A 21,203-nucleotide genomic window follows, 5' to 3' on the forward strand; every position below is an offset into this window, starting at 1 on the left:
CCCGCCGGAGCCCGTCAACCGGGCGTTCCCGGCCGGTGCGGCCCGGTCGAAGCGGGGGGGGGGGGGCCCCCCCCACCCGCCCCCCCCCCGCCGTTCCGGATGCCCGGCGGGCCGGGCTACTGCCCGGCGCCGCCCTGCATGCCACCGGTGGAGCTCGGCGTCGGCTTGCCACCGCCGCCACCGGGAGTGCTCGGCTTGCCGCCACCACCCGGTGTGGTGCTGTCCGAGGGCGTCGGCTGGGTCGGGCAGTTGATCAGCGGGATGCAGGTGTTGGTCGGGTGCGGGGGCTTCGTCGGCGGGTGGGTCGGCTGGTCGCCGGGGCAGTCCACGCCGGGCACGCAGGTCTGGGTGGGCTGCGGCGGCAGCGGCTGGTTGGGCTGCTGCGGTGCCTGGGACTGCGCCGGCGGCGGGGTGTCGGTCATGGTCGGCGACGGCACGGTGGTGGCCGTGGACGGCGCGCCGGAGGAGTCGACCGCGGTGCCGACCGGCTGCGGGGTCGGGAAGTCCAGCTTCTTCTCGTTGGCCAGCGCGACCTTCATGTACCGGGTGAAGACATCGGTCGGGATGTCACCACCGTGGATGGACTCCTTGCCGCCGGTGCCGTTGAGCGACTGCCGCTCGTGCTTGCTCGGGTCCTCGCGCCACATCGCGACGCTGGTCACCAGCTGCGGGGTGTAGCCGACCCACCAGGCCGACTTGTTCTGGTCGGTGGTACCGGTCTTGCCCGCCACCGGGCGGCCCAGGTCCTTGGTCTTGGTGCCGGTGCCCTTCGCCGCCACGTTCACCAGGACGTCGGTGACGTTGTCGGCGACGGCCGGCTCCAGGGCGACCTTGGGGTCCTTCTTGCCGAAGCCCGGGCGGTCCACGCCGTTCAGGTCGACCTTGGTGACCGAGTACGGCTCGGACTCCTTGCCGCTGGCCGCCAGGGTGCCGTAGGCGGTGGCCATCCGGATCGGGCTGATGGTGGAGGTGCCGAGCGGGAAGGTCGCGGTCTTCGGGTCCGCGAGGCTCTCCTTCTTGACGCCCATCTGCACCGCGATGTCGGCCACGTTCTGGCCGCCGACGTCCTGGTTGAGCTGGACGAAGGGCACGTTGTACGAGTACTGCATGGCCTGCCGCAGCGAGACGTAGCCGTGCTTGCTGGCGTCCTCGTTCTTCTGCCGGTACGGCTTGCCGTCGTCGCCGATCACCAGCGAGCCGTCCGCCTTGTGGATCTCGGACAGGTCGTCGGCCATGTAGCGGCTGTCGGCGTTGATCCGCTTGGGCTTGCCGTCGTCGCCCTTCGCGGTCTGCACGCCGACCTGCATGGCGGTGGCCAGCACGAACGGCTTGAAGGTCGAGCCGACCTGGACGCCGGAGGCGTCGGCGTTGTTGTCGAAGTGCCCGTTCTCCACGCCGTCGCCGCCGTAGAGGGCGACGATCGCCCCGTCGGAGGGCCGGATGCTGGCGGAGCCGAACTGGATGTTGGTGTCGTTGTCCGGACGCTTCTGCGGGTTGAGGTTCTCCGCCTTGACGTCGTCCACGGCCTTCTTCAGGGCGTCGACCTTGTCCTTCTCGAAGGTCGTGTAGATCTTCAGGCCGCCCTTGTCGATGACCTGCTGGGTGATCCCCTTGTCGTTGTTCAGCACGTACTTGTTGGCGGTGTCGACCAGGTAGCTGATCTCACCGTTCATGTTCGAGCTGGGCTTCAACGGGATCGGGGCCGGGAACGTGCTGCACTTGGCCCGCTCCTCGGGGGTGACGGCCTTGATCTTCACCATGTTGTCGAGGATCCAGGACCACCGCCCCTCGGCCCGCTCCTTGTTGTTCGGGTTGGTGGGGTCGTAGTACGCCGCACCCTTCAACAGGCCCGCCAGCATGGCGCTCTGGCAGAGGTCCAGGTCCTTGGCGTTCACCCCGTAGTACGCCTGCGCGGCGGCCTGGGCGCCGTTGGCGCCGCGGCCGAACCAGCTGGTGTTCAGGTATCCCTTGAGGATCTCGTTCTTGTCCTGGTCCTGATTGATCTTCAGCGTGATGAAGAACTCCTTCACCTTGCGGCTGAGGGTCTGCTCCTGGCTCAGGTAGGCGTTCTTCACGTACTGCTGGGTGATAGTCGAGGCGCCCTGGGTCTCACCGCCCTTCGCCATGTTGTAGACGGCGCGCAGCATGCCCTTGGGGTCGATGCCGCTGTCGGTGCGGAAGTCCTGGTTCTCCGCGGCGATCACCGCGTTCTGCAGGTTGGGGCTGATGTCCTGGAGCTCGACGATCTGACGGTTGGTCTGGCCCTTGCGGGTCATCTCGGTGTTGTCGGCCCAGTAGTAGATGGTGTTCTGGTCCTGCACCAGCTTGTTCAGCTGCGGGACCTCGGTGGTCTGGTACAGGTAGAACACCAGGCCGACGAAGCAGCCGAAGACCAGCAGGAAGCCGCTCAGCCACTGCCGCCAGGACGGCAGCCAGCGCCGGATCCCGGTCTTGCCGAACCGCGGGTAGTCGATGAAGCGCTTCTTGCCGGGCTTGGCGGCCTCGGCGGAAGCCGCGGCGGCAGCCCCCCGGCCGGCGCCCTTGCCCTTCTTCTGCGCGGCCTTGCGCATCTCCGCACGGCCCATCCGGGGCTGCTGCGCGGTCTCCCGGACGCCCGGCGGGCGTCGCCGGCCGACCCCGTCCGAGCTCAGCTCGTCGGGGTCCTTCCCTCCCCGACGGCCGCCGCCTCCCGGGGGCTGCTGCCCGTCACCGCCCGGGTCGGGCGTCCTTCGCCGTCGCTCGCTCATCTTCCAACTACTCCTCGCCAGGCGTTTCCAGCCTGAGGGCAGGGGTCCACGTCCGATGCCCGCAAACCGCCCTGACCCCGGAGGTGGTCCTCGTGCACACGCGACAGCGTACGCAGCACGGAAATACAACTAATCGGGCATCACTCGCCAATAACCGCAAAACGGCGACAGATCATTACACGCCCGTTGCCAACCCCACCTGCGCGTCGGCTTGTGATCACATTCACGCGTGCCCCCCTTGCCGGTTCCGGGGGCCGGGTTTACTGTTCTCGATATATCGAGCCGATACATCGAAGCGGTATACCGCCGGATGCAGCGGCCGGACGAAGGCCGAGGGGAAGGAGGACGACGGCAGTGGGCAGACGCTCAGGAGTGCTGGAGTTCGCCGTCCTCGGCCTGCTCCACGACGCCCCGATGCACGGCTACGAGCTGCGCAAACGGCTCAACATCCTGCTCGGGACGTTCCGGGCACTCTCCTACGGAACGCTCTACCCCTGCCTGAAGAGCCTGGTCGCCCAGGGCTTCCTGGTCGAGGACAACCCGGACGTCGAGTACGTCCCGGCCACCGCGCTCAACGGCAAGCGGTCCAAGATCGTCTACCGGCTCTCCGCCGAGGGGAAGCAGCGCTTCGAGGAGCTGCTCGCCGACTCCGGCCCGGACGCCTGGGAGGACGAGCACTTCGGCGTCCACTTCGCGTTCTTCGGTCAGACCGACCGAGCGGTCCGGATGCGCGTCCTGGAGGGGCGCCGCAGCCGGCTGGAGGAGCGCCTGGAACGGATGCGCAACTCGCTGGCCCGCGCCCGCGAGCGGTTCGACGACTACACCGTCGAACTGCAGCGGCACGGACTCGAATCGGTGGAGCGCGAGGTCCGCTGGCTCAACGAGCTGATCGAGACCGAGCGGTCCAACCGCACCGGCCGGACCGGTCCCGCCACCGGCGGCGACTCCACCGGCGAACCCCACAAGACTTCGGACGGCCGTGGCCAGGAGACCGGGTCCTCGGACCCGTCCGGGCCACCGTACGACCGCCCGGGGCGCTCCGCCCAGGAGCGCTGACACCGCGCCAGCCCTGTGCCGCGCGGAACGAGTGGGCGCCTCGCGCCCATACAAAGCAGTCATCGAAGAAGCAGGACGAGTTCCGCCTACCCCGGCGGGCCTCATGAGATCACAGGGAGCAACCGGAATGGGTTCGGTTCGCGTAGCCATCGTGGGCGTGGGCAACTGCGCCGCGTCGCTGGTGCAGGGTGTCGAGTACTACAAGGACGCCGACCCGGCCGGCAAGGTCCCCGGCCTGATGCACGTCCAGTTCGGTGAGTACCACGTCAGTGACGTGGAGTTCGTCGCCGCCTTCGACGTCGACGCCAAGAAGGTCGGCTTCGACCTGGCCGACGCCATCGGCAACAGCGAGAACAACACCATCAAGATCTGCGACGTGCCGCCGACCGGCGTCACCGTCCAGCGCGGCCACACCCTCGACGGCCTGGGCAAGTACTACCGCCAGACCATCGAGGAGTCGGACGAGGCCCCGGCCGACGTCGTCCAGGTCCTGAAGGACCAGAAGGTCGACGTCCTGGTCTGCTACCTGCCGGTGGGCTCCGAGGCCGCCGCCAAGTTCTACGCCCAGTGCGCCATCGACGCCAAGGTCGCCTTCGTGAACGCCCTGCCGGTGTTCATCGCGGGCACCAAGGAGTGGGCGGACAAGTTCACCGAGGCCGGCGTGCCGATCGTCGGTGACGACATCAAGTCCCAGGTCGGCGCCACCATCACGCACCGCGTGATGGCGAAGCTGTTCGAGGACCGCGGTGTCGTCCTCGAGCGCACCATGCAGCTGAACGTCGGCGGCAACATGGACTTCAAGAACATGCTCGAGCGCGAGCGCCTGGAGTCCAAGAAGATCTCCAAGACCCAGGCCGTCACCTCGCAGATCCGCGACCGCGAGCTGGGCGCCAACAACGTCCACATCGGTCCCTCGGACTACGTGGCCTGGCTGGACGACCGCAAGTGGGCCTACGTCCGCCTCGAGGGTCGTGCGTTCGGCGACGTCCCGCTGAACCTGGAGTACAAGCTGGAGGTCTGGGACTCCCCGAACTCCGCCGGTGTCATCATCGACGCCGTCCGCGCGGCCAAGATCGCCAAGGACCGCGGTATCGGCGGCCCGATCCTGTCGGCCTCCTCGTACTTCATGAAGTCCCCGCCGGTCCAGTACTTCGACGACGAGGCGCGCGAGAACGTCGAGAAGTTCATCAGCGGTGAGGTCGAGCGCTGAGCGCAGCGAGGTTCGCGATTCTCTGGCGCTGAGCGCGGCGAAGTTCGCGACTTTCCAGCACTGAGCGCTGAGCGCTGAGCAGCTGATCGCTTCATAGCTCCGCGAAAGAGCCCACGGTCACCGGATCGTGGGCTCTTCGCCTTTTCCCGGCCAATGTTTCACGTGAAACAACGACCGGTTCCATGGCACTCTGGGCGGGTGGCGATCACCGAGAACGGCAGCACCCACCAGTCCGCGCACCGCGCCACGCTCGCCGACCTGCTCCGGGGCCGCGACTTCCGGCGGCTGCTGACCGCCCGGGTGCTCTCCCAGCTCTCCGACGGCGTCTTCCAGGTCTCGCTCGCGGCCTACGTGGTCTTCTCCCCCGAGAAGCAGTCCTCCCCCGCCGACATCGCCTCGGTGCTGGCCGTGATGCTGCTGCCGTTCTCGGTGATCGGCCCGTTCGCCGGGGTGCTGCTGGACCGCTGGCGCCGCCGCCAGGTGCTCTACTTCGGCAACCTGGCCCGCTTCGGGCTGGGCCTGGTCACCGGCGCGCTGCTGCTGGCCGAGGCGCCGATCTGGCTGTTCTTCGCCTCGGCCCTGCTGGTCACCGCGCTCAACCGGTTCATCCTGGCCGGTCTCTCCGCCGCCCTGCCCCGGGTGGTGGAGCAGGACCAGCTGGTCACCGCCAACGCGCTCTCCCCCACCCTGGGGACGGTCGCCGCCGCCTCGGGCGGGGGCATCGGCTTTCTGCTGCACCAGGTGATGACCCCCGGCCCGAGGGCGGACGCGGCGCTGGTCACGGTCGCCTCGCTGCTCTACCTGTCGGCCGCGCTGGCGGCCCGCCGGATGGACCGCGACCTGCTCGGCCCGGACCAGCACGCCGACCGCCCGGCGCTCGGCCAGGCGCTGGTCCGTGCCGCCGTCGACCTCGGCGCGGCGGTGCGCCACCTGGTGCGGGACTGCCGGCCCGCCGTGCACGCGCTGGCCGCCGTCACCGCGGCCCGGTTCTGCTACGGCGTGCTGATCGTGGTCGTGGTGATGCTCGCCCGGTACACCTTCAACGACCCGACCGACAGCGCGGCCGGCCTGGTCACCCTCGGCCAGGCGGTCGGCCTGTCCGCCGCCGGGTTCTTCGTCGCCGCCCTGGTCAGCCCCTGGTGCACCCGCCGGCTCGGCCTGACCGGCTGGATGACGACCTGCCTGGTCGCGCCGGTGCTGTTCGTCCCGGCGCTCGGCCTGAGCTTCACCCTGGTGCCCTGCCTGCTCGCCGCCCTGCTGCTCGGAGTGGTCACCCAGGGCACCAAGATCTGCGCCGACACCGTGGTGCAGGAGTCGGTCGAGGACGAGTACCGCGGCCGGGTCTTCGCCATCTACGACGTGCTGTTCAACGTGGCCTTCGTGGCCGCGGCCATGGTGACGGCCCTGGTGCTCCCGCTGTCGGGGCGCTCGGTCACGGTGGTCGTCGGGGTCGCCGCGGTGTACGCCCTCACGGCGCTGCTCTACCTGCGCGCCGCCCGCCGCCGCCCGCTCGCCTGAGCGGACCCCCGGGAGTCCCCGGGGGCTCGGGACCGGTGGCGTCCGATCGAGTCGCTAAGGTGTCAGACCTGTCGGAGCGACAGCACTCTGCCTCGGGGGACGAACTGATGAGCACACCGCCCAGCCCGTACGGGCCGACGCCGTCGGTTCCGGCGGGGCCTCCCGGCGGGCAGCCCTACGGCGCACCCGTCCCCCCGCCGGCCGCGCCGTACGGACCCCCGCCGGGCGCGCCCTACGGACCGCCGCCGACGTACGGGCAGCCCCCGCAGCAGTCCCCGGCCGGGTACGGCCCCCCGCCGCCCTCGTACGGGCAGCAGCCCTACGGCCAGGCACCGTACGGGCAGCAGCCCCCGCCGTCCGCCGGGGCGTACGGCCCCCCGCAGCCCGCCGCTCCGGCGCCGGCCGTACCGCCCGCCAAGCGCAGCGGCCGGTCCAGGCTGAAGATCGCCGGGCTGGCCGGCGGCGGCGTCGTGCTGGCCGTCCTCTACTTCGTCGCCGGGCCGAGCGTCAGCAGCGCCAAGCCCGGCGACTGTGTCCGACTGGGCGGCTCCCGCGACGTCTCGATCGTCAAGTGCACTGATACCAAAGCGAATTACCGCGTACTGTCGAAGTTCGAGGGCACCACCGACGTGAACCGCTGCAAGCAGACGCCGCAGGCCACGGAAGCCGTCTCGGGCAAGAGCGGCCGCCGCTGGAACAAGAAGCGGTACGTGCTCTGCCTCGGTCCGATGGCGCCCGCCACCACCGGCCAGCCGCCGGTGAAGAAGTCCTGAACCTTCCACCGATCCGTCCGGGGGGACCCACTTGTCCGTTCCGCCTCCGCCCCAGATGCCGTACGGTCCGCCTCCGGGCGACGGCAACCCCTACTCCTCCGGCGGCGGCTACGGCACGCCACCCCCGCCGCCCGGTCCGCCCGGTCCGCCCGGTCCGCCCGGTCCGCCCGGATACGGCTACCCGAGCCCCCCGCCGCCGCCCGGCGCACCCGGCGCACCCGGCGCACCCGGCGCACCCGGATACGGCTACCCCGGCGCCCCGTCGGCCGAGCAGCCGTACGGCTACCAGCAGCCCCCGCCCGGCTACGGCTACGGGTACCCGCCGCCGGGCCCGACGGACGGCCTGACCTGCCGGTTCTGCGGCGGCTACCCGGCCGTGGAGGCCACCGTCCGCGGCCACCAGGGCCTGGTCCTGGCCTACCGGATGCTGCGGATGTCCGGCCCGTTCTGCCGCACCTGCGGGACGGCCACCGTGCGCGACATGTCCGCCCGGACGCTGGTCCAGGGCTGGTGGAGCCTGGTGTCGTGGCTGCTGACCCCGATCACGCTGCTGCTGAACCTCGGCCCGCACAACCGGATCAAGCAGCTGCAGCCGCCCGTCCCGGGCAGTCACGGCCCGCAGCTCGACCCGGGCGTGCCGCTGACCCGCCGCCCGCACCTGGCGATGCTGCTGGTGCCGGCCTCGCTGGCGGTCGCCGTCGTCCTGGCCGCCACCGGGGTGCTCGGCCCGGCGAAGCACGACGGCCCGGCCGACCCGATCATCGCGGCGCCGTCCCCGACCCCGTCGGCCTCCACCTTCACCTTCTCGCCCCCGCCGCAGCCGGTCTTCCCCTCGCCGACCTTCACGATGCCGGTGGTGCCGAGCATCACCCTCCCGCCGGTCACCACCCCGACCACCCCGGCCGAAACCGTCGACACGGCCAAGGCCGGCGACTGCCTGCGCAACGAGAACGGGACCGGCGCGACCGCCGACTCCCATCCCAAGGTCTCGGTGCTGCCGTGCACCGACGCCAAGGCCCAGTACAAGGTGGTCTACAAGTACCCGGCCACGTCCGACGAGAAGGTGTGCGAACAGCAGCCGAAGGCGGACAGCACGTACACCCGCACCTACACCAACTTCCCGGCCCTGAACTACGTGCTCTGCCTCAAGAAGCTCAAGTAGCCCGGCGGCCAAGGCAGTCCGGGTGGTCCGGGCCAGCCGGAGCACGCGCGAGGGGTGGCCCCGGCCGAGTGCCGGGACCACCCCTCGCGTCGCGTCCGGGGCCGCGCGGGCCGGGTCAGCCCTGCTGCTCGGCCCACCAGGCGCGCAGCGCCGCGACCGCCTCGTCGTGCTCCATCGGGCCGTGCTCCAGCCGGAGTTCGAGCATGTGCCGGTACGCCTTGCCGACCTGCGGGCCGGGCTTGACGCCGAGCAGCTCCATGATCTGGTTGCCGTCCAGCGCCGGGCGGACGGCGTCCAGCTCCTCCTGCTCCTTCAGCTCGGAGATCCGCGTCTCCAGGCCGTCGTAGGTGCGCGAGAGCGAGGCCGCCTTCTTCTTGTTGCGGGTGGTGCAGTCGGAGCGGGTCAGCTTGTGCAGGCGCTCCAGCAGCGGCCCGGCGTCGGTGACGTAGCGGCGCACCGCGGAGTCGGTCCACTCGCCGCCGCCGTAGCCGTGGAACCGCAGGTGCAGCTCGACCAGGCGCGAGACGTCCTCGGTGAGCTCCTTGGAGTACTTCAGCTCACGCATCCGCTTGCGGGTCATCTTGGCGCCGACCACCTCGTGGTGGTGGAAGGAGACCCGGCCGTCGGACTCGAAGCGGCGGGTGCGCGGCTTGCCGATGTCGTGCAGCAGCGCGGCCAGCCGCAGGGTGAGGTCCGGGCCGTCCTGCTCCAGGGCGATGGCCTGCTCCAGGACGGTCAGCGAGTGCTCGTAGACGTCCTTGTGCCGGTGGTGCTCGTCCCGCTCCAGCCGCAGCGCGGGCAGCTCCGGCAGCACGTACCCGGCCAGGCCGGTGTCGACCAGCAGCCGCAGGCCCTTCACCGGGTGCTCGGCCAGCAGCAGCTTGTTGAGCTCGGCCTGGATCCGCTCGGCCGAGACGATGGTGAGCCGCTCGGCCATCGCGGTCATCGCGGCGACCACCTCGGGCGCCGGGTCGAAGTCGAGCTGGGCGGCGAAGCGGGCGGCCCGCATCATCCGCAGCGGGTCGTCGGAGAAGGACTCCTCGGGGGTGGCGGGGGTGCGCAGCACCCGGGCCTCCAGGTCCTCCAGGCCGTGGTGCGGGTCGACGAAGCCGCGGCCGGGCAGGTCGACGGCCATCGCGTTGACCGTGAAGTCCCGGCGGACCAGGTCCTGCTCGATGGTCTCGCCGTAGCTGACCTCGGGCTTGCGGGAGGTGCGGTCGTACGCCTCGGAGCGGTACGTGGTGATCTCGATCAGGAAGGAGCCCTCGGGGGTGTCCTTGCGGGCGCCGACCGTGCCGAAGGCGATGCCGACGTCCCAGACCGCGTCCGCCCAGCCCTTGACCAGCTTGAGCACCTGCTCCGGGCGGGCGTCGGTGGTGAAGTCCAGGTCGTTGCCGAGCCGGCCGAGCAGGGCGTCCCGGACCGAGCCGCCGACCAGGGCCAGCCGGTGACCGGCCGCCTGGAAGCGGCGGGCGATCTCGTCGGCGACCGGCGACACCCGCAGCAGCTCTTGCAGGCCCAGCGCCTGGGCCTCGCTCAGGCCTGGGACGACCCGGACGGCGGTGCTGGAACGGTCGGTGCGCGCGGTGGGCTCATTGGCAGTGGACACGGCTCACAAGGGTACGTGCCCCGACAGGTCAACCGCCCGCGCGTTTTGGGCGTCTCACCTCACAGCCCGCAACACTGCACCGCGGGCTGCATCGTTACCATGCCGGTGGACGAGTCTCGGGCACCGGACAGGGGATGCGGTGTCGCGTGCCGCCACCGCTCGGGGAACCCCCCGCGGCAGGAGTGCGGCGACCGCGTCGGGCGAACGGTTCCGGATGTCTCGAACGTCCGGGGGCCGGGAGTTCCGAGAGTTCCAAGGGCTTCAACAGTTTCAGGCGAAGGACGTCGGGCGGACCCCGCCGGACGGACAGCATCAGCAGCGAGCGAGCGAGAACGGCGAGGGCGAAGCGAGTGAGTGAGCCGGCACGGCACTCGGGCCTGGGGGCGCACCGACAGCCTGGAGGGGCCGAACGCCCCGCCGACGGACGTCATCCGGTCCGCCGGGCGGGCCTGCGTCTCGCCGCCGCCTGCGCGGCCGCCCTGACCCTCTTCACGACCGTCCCGGCCGGCGCGCTGCCCGCCGGCGGCGACGCCGGCGCCTCGGCCGAGTACCCGGTGGTCGTGACCATCGAGACGCTCGCCCCGCAGGTGGCCGCTCCCAACGGCACCGTGACGATCACCGGGCACGTCACCAACGCCGGCAAGTCGGCGCTCAAGAGCGCCCACGCGGCCGTCCGCAAGCCGTTCTCCGGCAAGCCGCTGGACCGGCGCAGCGACCTGGCCAACGTGGCCGGCCGCTCCGCGCCGAGCGGGTCGGACGGCGTGGAGCTGGACAGCCCGCAGTACGCGCTGCCGGAGCTCAACCCGGGCCAGACCCTGCCGTACACGCTGAGCGTCGCGGTGAACGAGCTCGGGATGTCCGCGAGCGGCGTGTACGAGCTCGCGGTGGACGCCTGGGGCTCGACCGCCGACAACCAGCACGACCGGGCCCTGGGCATCGCCCGGAGCTTCCTGCCGTACAACCCGGGCGGTGCCGAGGCGCAGCCGACGAAGGTCGCCACGCTGTGGCCGCTGGTGCACACGCCGGTGCTGGCCGCGCAGACCTACGCCGACAACGACCAGTCCGTCCCGGTGCTGCGCGACGACAGCCTGGCCACCGACCTCGCCCCGGGCGGCCGGCTGTACGAGCTGGTCGACACCGGCTCCAAGCTGACCGGGCTGACCTGGGTGGTCGACCCGGACCTGGTGGACGCCGCGTTCGCGATGACCAGGCCGTACCGGGTGCAGAACCCGGGCACCGAGTCCTCGGGCAAGCCGGCCAGGGACGACAACACCGTCCCGGGCAGCGGCTCGGCCGCCGCGACCGCCACCGCCTGGCTGGACAAGCTGCGGGCCGCCGTCGCCAAGCCGGAGAACCAGGTCGTCGCGCTGCCGTACGCCGACCCGGACCTCGCCTCGATCGCGCACAACGGCGCCGACCTGGCGGGGATGCCGGCGGCGCTGAGCAAGGCCGCCACGGCCGGCCGGCTGACCATCGAGGGCCGGCTCTCGGTGGACGCCCGCTCCGACGTGGCCTGGCCGTACCAGGGCTACGTCGACCAGCAGATCACCGGCTTGGCCCAGCAGACCGGCAGCGGGCTGGTGCTGGTCAACGGGGCGAGCATGCCGGAGCCCGACGCGCTCACCTACACCCCGACCGCGGTCCGCCCGATCGGCAACGGGCAGAGCGCCGTGGTCGCCGACGAGACGGTCTCCGGGCTCCTCCAGCGGGACCTGAGCGGCGTGAAGGAGCAGACCGACGCGACCCAGCGCTTCCTCGCCGAGACCTTCGCGATCACTCACGAGCAGCCGCAGAACCAGCGCGGCCTGCTGGTCATGCCGCCGCGCGAGCTGAGCGTCAGCACCGCCAAGGTGCTGGCGAACGCCCTGCAGACGGCTGGCGGGAAGTGGATCGCCCCGGTCAAGCTGGACACCGTGGCCCAGGCCTCGCCCGACCCGAAGGCCGCCACCGCCGTCCCGGCGGCCGCCGACTACCCGACCCAGGCCCGCGCCTCGGAGCTGCCGGCGTCCGACCTGAGCAGCACCAACGACATCCAGTACAACCTGGACACCCTGATGCGGGTGCTCACCCTGCCCCAGCGGGTGCGCGGCCCGTTCAACGCCGCCATGGTCCGGTCGCTGTCCACCGAGTGGCGCAGCCAGGCCCCGGCCGGCAGCGCCTACCGCAGCGGCGTCACGCAGTACCTGAAGGAACTGACCAACGCCGTCCAGGTGCCGAAGAAGACCTCGATCACACTGGCCGGCGACACCGGCCCGATCCCGGTCAGCGTCCGCAACGACCTGACCCAGACGGTCACCAACCTGAAGCTGGTGCTCACCTCGGCCCAGCCGAACAGGGTGCGGGTGAGCAAGGAGGAGGAGCTGGTCCTCCCCGCCTCGCAGAGCGCCACCCTCCGCTTCCAGGCCGAGGCGCACGCCAGCGGGCCGGTCACCATGACCGCGCAGCTGTGGACCACCGGCCCCAACTCGCGGCCGTACGGCGAGGCCCGGACGTTCATCGTCGAGGTCACCTCGGTGACCAACGGGGTCCTGTACGTCTTCGCGGGCGCCGGCGTCCTGCTGCTGCTGGCCGCGCTGCGCTTCATGCGCCAGCGCAAGCGGCGCGGCGGGGAGCCGCACGAGGACGGCGACCAGCCGGTCGACGACGACCCGGTGCCGGGCGGGGCCGCGGCGCAGCCGCCGACGGCCGACCAGGCGGACCAGGCGGACCAGGCCGACCGGCCGGACCAGGCGGACCGGGCCGACGGGCCCGCGGACGACGACGCCGGCGGCGCCACCGCGCAGACACCGCGCGGCAGCAGCCCGGATGGCCGGGATCGGGCCGCCGGTGATGAGAAGGTTGGTCCTTGATACCGCCGACCCCCCGTGACGCCGGGCCGGCCTCCCCCACGACAGCGAAGAGGTGACATGACCGGGCGCAGCGAGGAGCGGCCGCCGGGCCGCGGTGAGAGCCGGCCGGGTGCCGAGTCGCCGTCCGGCGACTGGTACGTGGCCGACACCTACGCCCAGGACCCGTACGCGGCCGACGCGTACGGGAACCGGCAGGACGGTCAGGACCCGTACGGCCTCCAGGCCGGTCGGCCCGCCGAGCCGCAGCCGCAGGCCGCCGCTTACGACGTGCCGCCGCAGCTGCCGCCGCAGGGCGGCGGCTACCCGATGCCGGTGCCACCGACCCCGTACCCGGCCGCGGACCACTTCGCGGCCCCGGTGCCGCCGGTGCAGCCCGGCTGGGACACCCCGGCGCAGGCCGCCTGGCCGCAGGAGCAGGCCCCGGCGCCCGCGCCGGCCGGCGGCCACTGGGGCGGCGCCGAGCAGCCCCGGCAGCAGTGGGAGCCCGGCCCGGCGCACTCCACCTGGGACTCCGAGACCACCGAGTACGTCGGGGTGGACGCGCTGTTCGGCGGCCGTCCGGCGGAGGCCGCGGCCCCGCCGCCGGTGCCGCAGCCCGCCCCGGCCCCGCAGATGCCCCCGCCCGGCGTGCCCGGAGCCGTGCCGCCCGGTGCGCCCGTGCCGCCCGGCGGCCCCGCGCCGTACCCGCCGATGGGCGGCTACCCGGGGCAGCCCCAGCACGGCGCTCCGGACGGGTACCGCCCCTTCGTGCCCCCGATCGAGTTCGACCCGCCGCTCTCCGAGGAGGAGGCCACCATGCAGGTGGCCGCCGTCGCGGTGCCCCCGGCGGTCGAGCCGTTGGCGGACCTCGCCGCCGAGGAGCACGCCCCCCGGCCGGAGTCCGCGCCCGCCCCGGCGGCCGGCGGCGGCAAGGTGGCCGGCCTGCTGAACTCCAGCGCGATCATGGCGGCCGGCACGCTGGTCTCCCGCGGCACCGGCTTCGTCCGGACCATGGTGATCACCATGGCCATCGGCGTCAGCGTGATGGGTGACTCGTACAACGCGGCGAACACCCTGCCGACCCTGCTCTACATCCTGATCGGCGGCGGCGCGCTGAACGCGGTCTTCGTGCCGCAGCTGGTGCGCAGCATGAAGAACGACGAGGACGGCGGGACCGCCTACGCCAACCGGCTGCTCACCCTGGTGATGGTCGGGCTCGGCGGCGTGGTGTTCCTGGCGGTGCTCGGGGCGCCCGTGCTGGTCCAGCTGATCGCCCATCCGATGATGGCGACCCCGGAGCGCGCCGACACCACGGTGGCGATGGCCCGCTACTGCCTGCCGACCATCTTCTTCATGGGCATCCACGTGGTGATGGGCCAGATCCTCAACGCCCGCGGCCGGTTCGGCGCGATGATGTGGACCCCGGTCCTGAACAACGTCGTGGTGATCTTCACCTTCTCCGCGTACCTCTGGGTCTACGGCGGGTTCGGCACCACCCACGTCACCCCGGAGTCCATCTCGCCCGAGGGCGTCCGGCTGCTCGGCCTCGGCACCCTGATCGGCCTGGTCGTCCAGTCGCTGGCGATGATCCCGTACCTGCGGGCGGCCGACTTCCGCTTCCGGCCCCGCTTCGACTGGCGCGGCCACGGCCTGGGCAAGGCCGCCCGGCTGGCCAAGTGGACGTTCTTCTTCGTGCTCGCCAACCAGGCCGGCTTCCTGGTGATCACCCAGCTGTCCACCAAGGCCGGTGACGCCGCCGCGGCGGCCGGCCACGACGGTGTCGGCCTGGCCGCGTTCTCCAACGCCCTGCTGATCTGGCAGCTCCCGCAGGCCGTGATCACGGTCTCGATCATGAGCGCGGTGCTCCCCCGGCTGTCCCGGGCCGCCGCCGACGAGGACGCCGGAGCCGTCCGCGACGACATCTCCTACGGCCTGCGCACCACGGCGGTGGCGGTCGTCCCGGGGGCGTTCCTGTTCCTGGCGCTCGGCCCGGTGATCGGCCGTTCGATCTACGCGATCGGCGGCAACCAGACGGTCCTGGACGGCGCCACCAACATCGGCCTGATGCTCTCCGCGTTCGCCCTGGGCCTGATCCCGTACTCGGCCCAGTACGTGATGCTGCGCGGCTTCTACGCCTACGAGGACACCCGGACGCCGTTCTCCAACACCGTCTGGGTCGCGGTCTGCCAGGCCGGCTTCTCGCTGCTGTGCTGGCTGCTGCTGCCCGCCCAGTGGACGGTGGTCGGCATGGCCTTCGGCTACGGTCTCGCGTACGCCGTCGGGGTGCTGGTGGCCGTGCCGAAGCTGAAGAAGAAGATCGGCGGGCTGGACACCAAGCGGATCGGCCGGACGTACAGCCGGCTGGCCGCGGCCTGCGTCCCGGCCGCGGTGGTCGGCCTCGGCGCCAGCCTGGGGGTCCAGCAGGTGATCGCCGGGTGGCCCGGCAGCGTGGCCTCCCTTATCGTGGCCGGCGGTCTGCAACTGGCCGTCTTCGTGCTGATCGCGAAGCGGCTGCGGATCGAGGAACTGAACGCCATGCTGGGCATGGTCCGCGGCCGACTGGGCCGCTGACCGTCCTTCGACGGCCGGACGAGCGGGCGCCCTGACCGGGCGTCAACCGGAGCGGGCAGCTCCTCCGCTCGTCCGGCCGAGTGCTGGGCCGCCAGTCGCCCCGGGTCCTCCCGGCGGCGAGATGGCGACCCGGTGTCCGATCTGCACCACATCTCTCCACCGGTACGCAACCGAGCGGCCCCCTCAGCGGTCGTACCCGGTGGAGAAGAGTGGGCACAATTGTCCTGGAGCACGGGGCCGGCAACCCAGGGGCTCCAGCGACTCTCTCGGCCGGGGCTACACAAGGGGAGGCAGGACCACGGTGGCTGATGGCACCAAGGCGGTCGTCGACACGTCGGCAGCTGACGCGGCGGCGGACGAGGCCGCGCTGGCCGCGGCGATCGACGGGCTCGCGGTCGCGAAGGACGTCGACGGGCGCGCCTCCGCCGACGCGGGCGCGGACGCCTCCACCGCCCCCGGGAAGACCGCCGCGGACGGCGGCGCGGACACCGCTCCGGACACCGCTCCGGCCACCGCTCCGGGCGGGGACGAGGGCGAGGACGGCGCGGAGGACGGGCCGCGGGCCGTCGTCGGCGAGGAGACCTCGGAGATCACCGCCCCGCTCTCGGTCCAGGAGATCGCCGCCGAACTGGCCGCCGGCTCCGCCGCGAAGAAGCAGGCCCCCGCCGCCGCGCCCACCCCCGCCAAGCGCCCGCCCACCGACCCCCAGCCCACGCTCGACCCGCGCGACACCGCCACCCTCCCGCGCACCCTCCCCGCGCCGCAGCGGCGCAGCGGCGACATGATCGGCCACCGGTACCGGCTGGAGGAGTGCATCTCCCAGACCGACACCTTCAGCAGCTGGCGCGCCGTCGACGAGAAGCTGCGCCGGGCCGTCGGCGTCCACCTGATGGCCTCCGGCCACCAGCGGGCCCGCAAGGTGCTGGCCGCCGCCAAGTCCGCCGCCCTGCTCGGCGACCCGCGCTTCGTCCAGGTCCTGGACGCCGTCCAGGAGGGCGAGCTGGTCTACGTCGTCCGGGAGTGGCTGCCGCACTCCTCCGACCTGGCCAGGCTGCTCTCGAACGGCCCGATGGAGCCGCACGAGGCGTACCAGATGGTCCGCCAGGTCGCCGACGCGGTCGCGGCCGCCCACCGGCGCGGCCAGGCGCACCTGCGGCTCACCCCGCGCTGCGTGCTGCGCACCGACAGCGGCCAGTACCGGATCAACGGCATCGCGGTGGACGCCGCCCTGCGCGGGCTGGCCGCCGAGGGGACCGCCGAGGACGCCCAGCGCGCCGACACCCGCGCCATCGGCGCCCTGCTGTTCGCCGCGCTCACCCACCGCTGGCCGTACCCGGAGGACCGCTACGACCTCCGGGGCCTGCCGAAGGACCTCCAGAACGCCGCGCCGGACCAGGTCCGGGCCGGGGTCCACAAGGCCCTGTCCGAGCTCGCCGCGCGGGCGCTGTTCGACCAGCCGCCGCACCACGCCGAACCGATCACCACCCCGGAGGAGCTGGTCCGGGCGATCGCGCAGATCCCCCGGATCCGCCAGCCCGAGCCGGAGCTGCCCGCCTTCCCCGCCCCGCCCCGGCACAACACCCACGCCCTGCCCACCGCGCCCAACCCGACCCGGGTGGCCGACACGACCGTCGCCCCGCTGCCGGCCTCCTCCCGCCCGACCACGGCCCGCCGCACCCGGCGGCGGCTGCGGCGGGTGCTCAAGGCCACCGCCTGGACGGTCGCCCTGGGCGCGATCGGCGTCGCCTCCTGGCAGTTCGTCGACAACCTGCGCAACAACGGGGGCGCCGCCGCCGCACCGCTGCCCACGGTCAGCACCGCCGCGCCGACCCCCCATACGTCGACGCACGCCCCGGCACCGATCGCCGTCAAGGGCGCGCAGTCGTACAACCCGCTGGGCGACGGGCCCGACGGGAGGGACAACCCGGCGAAGGCCGTCGACGGCGACCCGAACACCACCTGGACCACCCAGTGGTACGCCGACCAGTTCGGCACCAAGCCGCCCGCCCTCAAGTCGGGCACCGGCCTGATGATCGACCTCGGCACGCCGCAGCCGGTCTCCTCGGTGACCGTCCAGTTCGTCGGCGAGCACACCGCGGAGCTGCGGGTGCCGACCCCGGCCGCCGCCGCCAACCCGATGCAGGCGAAGCCGGAGGGCTTCACCGTCCTCGGCAAGAAGTCCGGGACCGGTGTCGAGTACGCCCTCGACACCCCGGTCACCACCCGCTACCTCTTGCTCTGGCTGACCGCTCTGCCGAAGGATGGCGCGGGCACGTTCACGGGCCAGGTCGCCGAGGTCAAGGTCTCCGGCTGACCGGGGTCGGACGGGCCCGGACACGACCGCGAAGGGTGGAGGGGTGACAGTGGCGGACGACGACGCGGCACTGCTCGCCCGGCACGTCGCGGGCGACCGGGAAGCCTTCGGCCTGCTGGTGAACCGCCACCGCGACCGGCTCTGGGCGGTCGCCCTGCGCACCCTGGGCGACCGCGAGGAGGCCGCCGACGCGCTCCAGGACGCCCTGGTCTCCGCCTTCCGCGCCGCCGCCGGCTTCCAGGGCCGCTCGGCGGTCACCACCTGGCTGCACCGGATCGTGGTCAACGCCTGTCTCGACCGCGCCCGGCGCAGCGCCACCCGCCGCACCACCCCGCTCGACGAGGACCCGCAGCGGCTCGACACCCTGGTCGGCGCCGCCGAGCCCGCCGACTCCCCGGTGGTCCGGGCCGAGCTGCACCGCGAGCTGGCCGCCGCGCTCGCCGAGCTGCCCGCCGAGCAGCGGGCCGCGCTGGTCCTGGTCGACATGCAGGGCTATCCGGTCGCCGAGGCCGCCGAGCTGCTGGGCGTCCCGGTGGGCACCGTGAAGAGCCGCTGCGCGCGCGGCCGGGCCCGGCTGCTGCCGCTGGTCCGGCACCTGCGCGAGAGCGACGGCCGGCCCGGTGTTTCACGTGAAACACCGGTCGTCCCCGGCTCCGCCCCACCGGGGCGGCGGGGCGCCCCGGGGAACCCGACGGCCCCCCGCACCGTCACAGGAACAGGCCCCAGCACCGGCCGGACGCTTCTGGAAGGAGACGCGAGCACACGATGACCGCCCACCTCTCCTCCCCCGACCACGGCGGAGACCACCCCCCGGTCGAGCAGCTCGCCGACCTCTCCGAAGGGCTGGTCGACTCCCCCGACACCGTCGAGGCGCTGCACCGGCACCTGGACGGCTGCGCCGAGTGCCGCGAGACCCTCGACGCCTTCGCCGAGGTGCGGGCGCTGCTCGGCTCCGTCGAGGCCCCGCCGATGCCCGAGGACGTCGCCGCCCGGCTGGACGCCGCACTGGCCGAGGCCGCCGACCCGTTCCCGGCCGACCCGGGGAACGGGCCCGCGGCCGCCGGCCGCCCCCAGGAGGCCCCTTCCGCCGCCCGTCGGCCCGGCACCCCCGCCCCGGCCGTACGCGCCGCCACAGGGCCCTCCGGGCCGCCCTCCCGCCCCTCCGCGCGGTCCGGTCCGGCCACCGGCCCGGGCCGTCCCCGGCCCCGGCGGCGGTTCGCCCTGCTGCTGGGTGCCGCCGCCGCCCTGGCCGCCGTCGGACTCGGCGGGGCGCTGCTGCTGCACCCCGACGACCGGTCCGGGGGCACCGCGGTCGCCGCGGGCGCCCCGTCGGGCAGCGCCGCCGAACAGGACGCCCGCAGCGCGCACACGGCGGGCACCGACTACCGCACCGACCGGCTCGCCGCCCAGATCCAGCAACTGCTGGCCGGCTCGGAGAGCGCCCCCGGGCTGCGGGCCACCGGTCAGGCCAAGCCCGAGAGCGTCCTGCCCGCCGAGGGCGCCCGCCCGGAACTCTCCTCCCCCGGCTCCGCCGCCCCGACCACCTCGCCCGCCTCGCCCGCGCCGACGGCCGCCCCGTCCTGTCCGGCCCCCGCCCCCGGCGTGCCGCTGGCCACCGACCGGGGCAGCTACCAGGGCGCCCCGGTGGACGTCCTGGTCTACCCGGTGCCCGGCCGGACCGACCTGGTGGACGTCTTCCTCCGCTCCCCCGACTGCGGCCGGATCGTCCTCCACCAGAGCGTTCCCAGCCGCTGACCGGCGGTTCCCATGCGATCCACGCCCAGCACGGCACACCGCTTCCGGAGTCCGAGCGCCTGGTACTGATCCGCCTGGGAATGCGAGACACTGGTCAGTCGTTGTCCCGGGCGGCGGAGCAGGACCGCCCTCCCCGCAGCAAACGCGGGTCGCGATGCGAACCAGGAGAAGCAGTGAGCGACGTCCGTAACGTGATCATCATCGGTTCCGGCCCGGCCGGGTACACGGCTGCGCTCTACACGGCCCGTGCCTCCCTCAAGCCACTGGTCTTCGAAGGGGCCGTCACCGCCGGTGGCGCGCTCATGAACACCACCGAGGTCGAGAACTTCCCGGGCTTCCGGGACGGCATCATGGGCCCCGAGCTGATGGACAACATGCGGGCCCAGGCCGAGCGCTTCGGCGCCGAGCTGATCCCCGACGACATCGTCTCGGTCGACCTCACGGGTGACATCAAGACCGTCACCGACTCCGAGGGCAACGTGCACCGGGCCCGTGCCGTGATCGTCACCACCGGCTCCCAGCACCGCAAGCTCAACCTGCCGAACGAGGACAAGCTCTCCGGCCGCGGCGTCTCCTGGTGCGCGACCTGCGACGGCTTCTTCTTCCGCGACCAGGACATCGCGGTGGTCGGCGGCGGCGACACCGCCCTGGAGGAGGCGACCTTCCTCTCCCGCTTCGCCAGGAGCGTCACGATCATCCACCGCCGGGACAGCCTGCGCGCCTCCAAGGCGATGCAGGAGCGCGCCTTCGCCGACCCGAAGATCCGCTTCGAGTGGGACAGCGCGGTCGAGGCCATCCACGGCGACCCGAAGCTGAGCGGCGTCACCCTGCGCGACACCACCACCGGCGAGACCCGCGAGCTGGCCGTCACCGGCCTGTTCATCGCGATCGGCCACGACCCGCGCACCGAGCTCTTCAAGGGCCAGCTCGACCTGGATGCCGAGGGCTACCTCAAGGTCGAGGCCCCCTCCACCCGGACGAACATCCCGGGCGTGTTCGGCGCCGGCGACGTCGTGGACCACACCTACCGCCAGGCCATCACGGCCGCCGGTACCGGCTGCTCCTCCGCCCTGGACGCCGAGCGCTACCTCGCCGCGCTGGACGACCTGGAGGCCAAGGCCGCCGCCGTGGCGGTCTGACCCCCGAGCCACCGCCCCACCCAGGCGGGCGTGTTCCACGTGAAACACGCCCGCCCCGGCCAGGCAGAAACAGAACGGGCCCGCCCGTTGTTCTCCTGGCAGCAGCCCCCTCCGTCCGAACCCGAGGAGTTCCCGTGGCCGGCGCCACCACCACCGTCACCGACGCGACGTTCAAGTCCGACGTCCTGGAGAGCGAGAAGCCCGTCCTGGTCGACTTCTGGGCCACCTGGTGCGGCCCGTGCCGCCAGGTCGCCCCGGTCCTGGAGGACATCGCGGCCGAGCACGGCGACAAGCTGACCATCGCCAAGCTCGACGTGGACGCCAACCAGGCGACCGCCGCCCAGTACGGCGTCATCTCGATCCCGACCCTGATCCTCTACAAGGGCGGCGAGCCGGTGAAGTCCATCACCGGTGCCCGTCCGAAGGCCGCGCTGCTGCGCGAGCTGGACGGCTTCATCTAGGTCGTCGGGTCTTCGACGAACGGCGGCGGGGGGGGCCCCCACGGGGGACCCCCCCGCCCG

14 protein-coding genes are annotated in these 21,203 nt (G+C 72.8%); 12 read left to right on the plus strand and 2 right to left on the minus strand.

All coding sequences use genetic code 11. The features are described 5' to 3' along the window. Positions 1–116 precede the first annotated feature (116 nt). Positions 117–2,747, minus strand: coding sequence for a transglycosylase domain-containing protein (locus ACFQ6N_RS37665; RefSeq protein ID WP_380658623.1), 2,631 nt, complete (start codon positions 2,745–2,747; stop codon positions 117–119). 354 nt (positions 2,748–3,101) lie between these two features. Between ACFQ6N_RS37665 and ACFQ6N_RS37670 the strand changes: the two genes are divergently transcribed. The 5 genes from ACFQ6N_RS37670 to ACFQ6N_RS37690 all read left to right on the plus strand — a co-directional run bounded on the left by ACFQ6N_RS37670 (position 3,102) and on the right by ACFQ6N_RS37690 (position 8,466). Then, on the plus strand, positions 3,102–3,803 hold the full coding sequence (locus ACFQ6N_RS37670; RefSeq protein WP_380658624.1) for a PadR family transcriptional regulator: 702 nt from the start codon (positions 3,102–3,104) through the stop codon (positions 3,801–3,803). Between the two features lie 127 nt (positions 3,804–3,930). Then, positions 3,931–5,013: an inositol-3-phosphate synthase gene (locus ACFQ6N_RS37675; RefSeq protein WP_380658625.1), complete on the plus strand. Its 1,083-nt coding sequence runs from the start codon at positions 3,931–3,933 to the stop codon at positions 5,011–5,013. A gap of 198 nt (positions 5,014–5,211) precedes the next feature. Beyond that, positions 5,212–6,531: an MFS transporter gene (locus ACFQ6N_RS37680; protein WP_380658626.1), complete on the plus strand. Its 1,320-nt coding sequence runs from the start codon at positions 5,212–5,214 to the stop codon at positions 6,529–6,531. A gap of 107 nt (positions 6,532–6,638) precedes the next feature. Continuing rightward, a complete protein-coding gene (locus tag ACFQ6N_RS37685; RefSeq protein WP_380658627.1) occupies positions 6,639–7,304 on the plus strand; it encodes a hypothetical protein in 666 nt (221 codons plus the stop codon). 31 nt (positions 7,305–7,335) lie between these two features. Further along, on the plus strand, positions 7,336–8,466 hold the full coding sequence (locus ACFQ6N_RS37690) for a hypothetical protein (protein ID WP_380658628.1): 1,131 nt from the start codon (positions 7,336–7,338) through the stop codon (positions 8,464–8,466). Positions 8,467–8,581: 115 nt separating this feature from the next. Here the strand turns inward: ACFQ6N_RS37690 and ACFQ6N_RS37695 are convergent, their stop codons facing one another. Further along, positions 8,582–10,006: a CCA tRNA nucleotidyltransferase gene (locus ACFQ6N_RS37695; protein ID WP_380658636.1), complete on the minus strand. Its 1,425-nt coding sequence runs from the start codon at positions 10,004–10,006 to the stop codon at positions 8,582–8,584. Positions 10,007–10,425: 419 nt separating this feature from the next. On the opposite strand from ACFQ6N_RS37695, the gene ACFQ6N_RS37700 reads away from it, so the two are divergent. The 7 genes from ACFQ6N_RS37700 to trxA all read left to right on the plus strand — a co-directional run bounded on the left by ACFQ6N_RS37700 (position 10,426) and on the right by trxA (position 21,143). After that, complete coding sequence (locus tag ACFQ6N_RS37700) at positions 10,426–12,924, plus strand: DUF6049 family protein (protein ID WP_380658629.1); 2,499 nt, start codon at positions 10,426–10,428, stop codon at positions 12,922–12,924. A 57-nt stretch (positions 12,925–12,981) separates the two neighbouring features. Beyond that, entirely contained in the window at positions 12,982–15,474 is a 2,493-nt protein-coding gene (murJ, locus tag ACFQ6N_RS37705; RefSeq protein WP_380658630.1) for a murein biosynthesis integral membrane protein MurJ, read from the plus strand. A 301-nt stretch (positions 15,475–15,775) separates the two neighbouring features. Then, on the plus strand, positions 15,776–17,788 hold the full coding sequence (locus ACFQ6N_RS37710) for a serine/threonine protein kinase (protein ID WP_380658631.1): 2,013 nt from the start codon (positions 15,776–15,778) through the stop codon (positions 17,786–17,788). 49 nt (positions 17,789–17,837) lie between these two features. Continuing rightward, positions 17,838–18,557, plus strand: a complete 720-nt coding sequence (sigM, locus tag ACFQ6N_RS37715) for an RNA polymerase sigma factor SigM (RefSeq protein WP_380658632.1) — start codon at positions 17,838–17,840, stop codon at positions 18,555–18,557. After that, the gene (locus ACFQ6N_RS37720) at positions 18,554–19,543 is read left to right on the plus strand and encodes a hypothetical protein (RefSeq protein WP_380658633.1); all 990 of its coding nucleotides are present in this window, start codon (positions 18,554–18,556) and stop codon (positions 19,541–19,543) included. Before sigM ends, ACFQ6N_RS37720 begins: the two co-directional genes overlap by 4 nt. A 173-nt stretch (positions 19,544–19,716) precedes the next feature. After that, positions 19,717–20,682 carry a thioredoxin-disulfide reductase gene (trxB, locus tag ACFQ6N_RS37725; protein ID WP_380658634.1) on the plus strand — a complete coding sequence of 322 codons (966 nt, stop codon included), beginning with the start codon at positions 19,717–19,719 and terminating at the stop codon, positions 20,680–20,682. 134 nt (positions 20,683–20,816) lie between these two features. Next, entirely contained in the window at positions 20,817–21,143 is a 327-nt protein-coding gene (gene trxA / locus ACFQ6N_RS37730; protein ID WP_380658635.1) for a thioredoxin, read from the plus strand. Positions 21,144–21,203: the final 60 nt, after the last annotated feature.

This window comes from Kitasatospora sp. NPDC056446 (assembly GCF_042796115.1).
In the GTDB taxonomy this organism is placed as follows: domain Bacteria; phylum Actinomycetota; class Actinomycetes; order Streptomycetales; family Streptomycetaceae; genus Kitasatospora.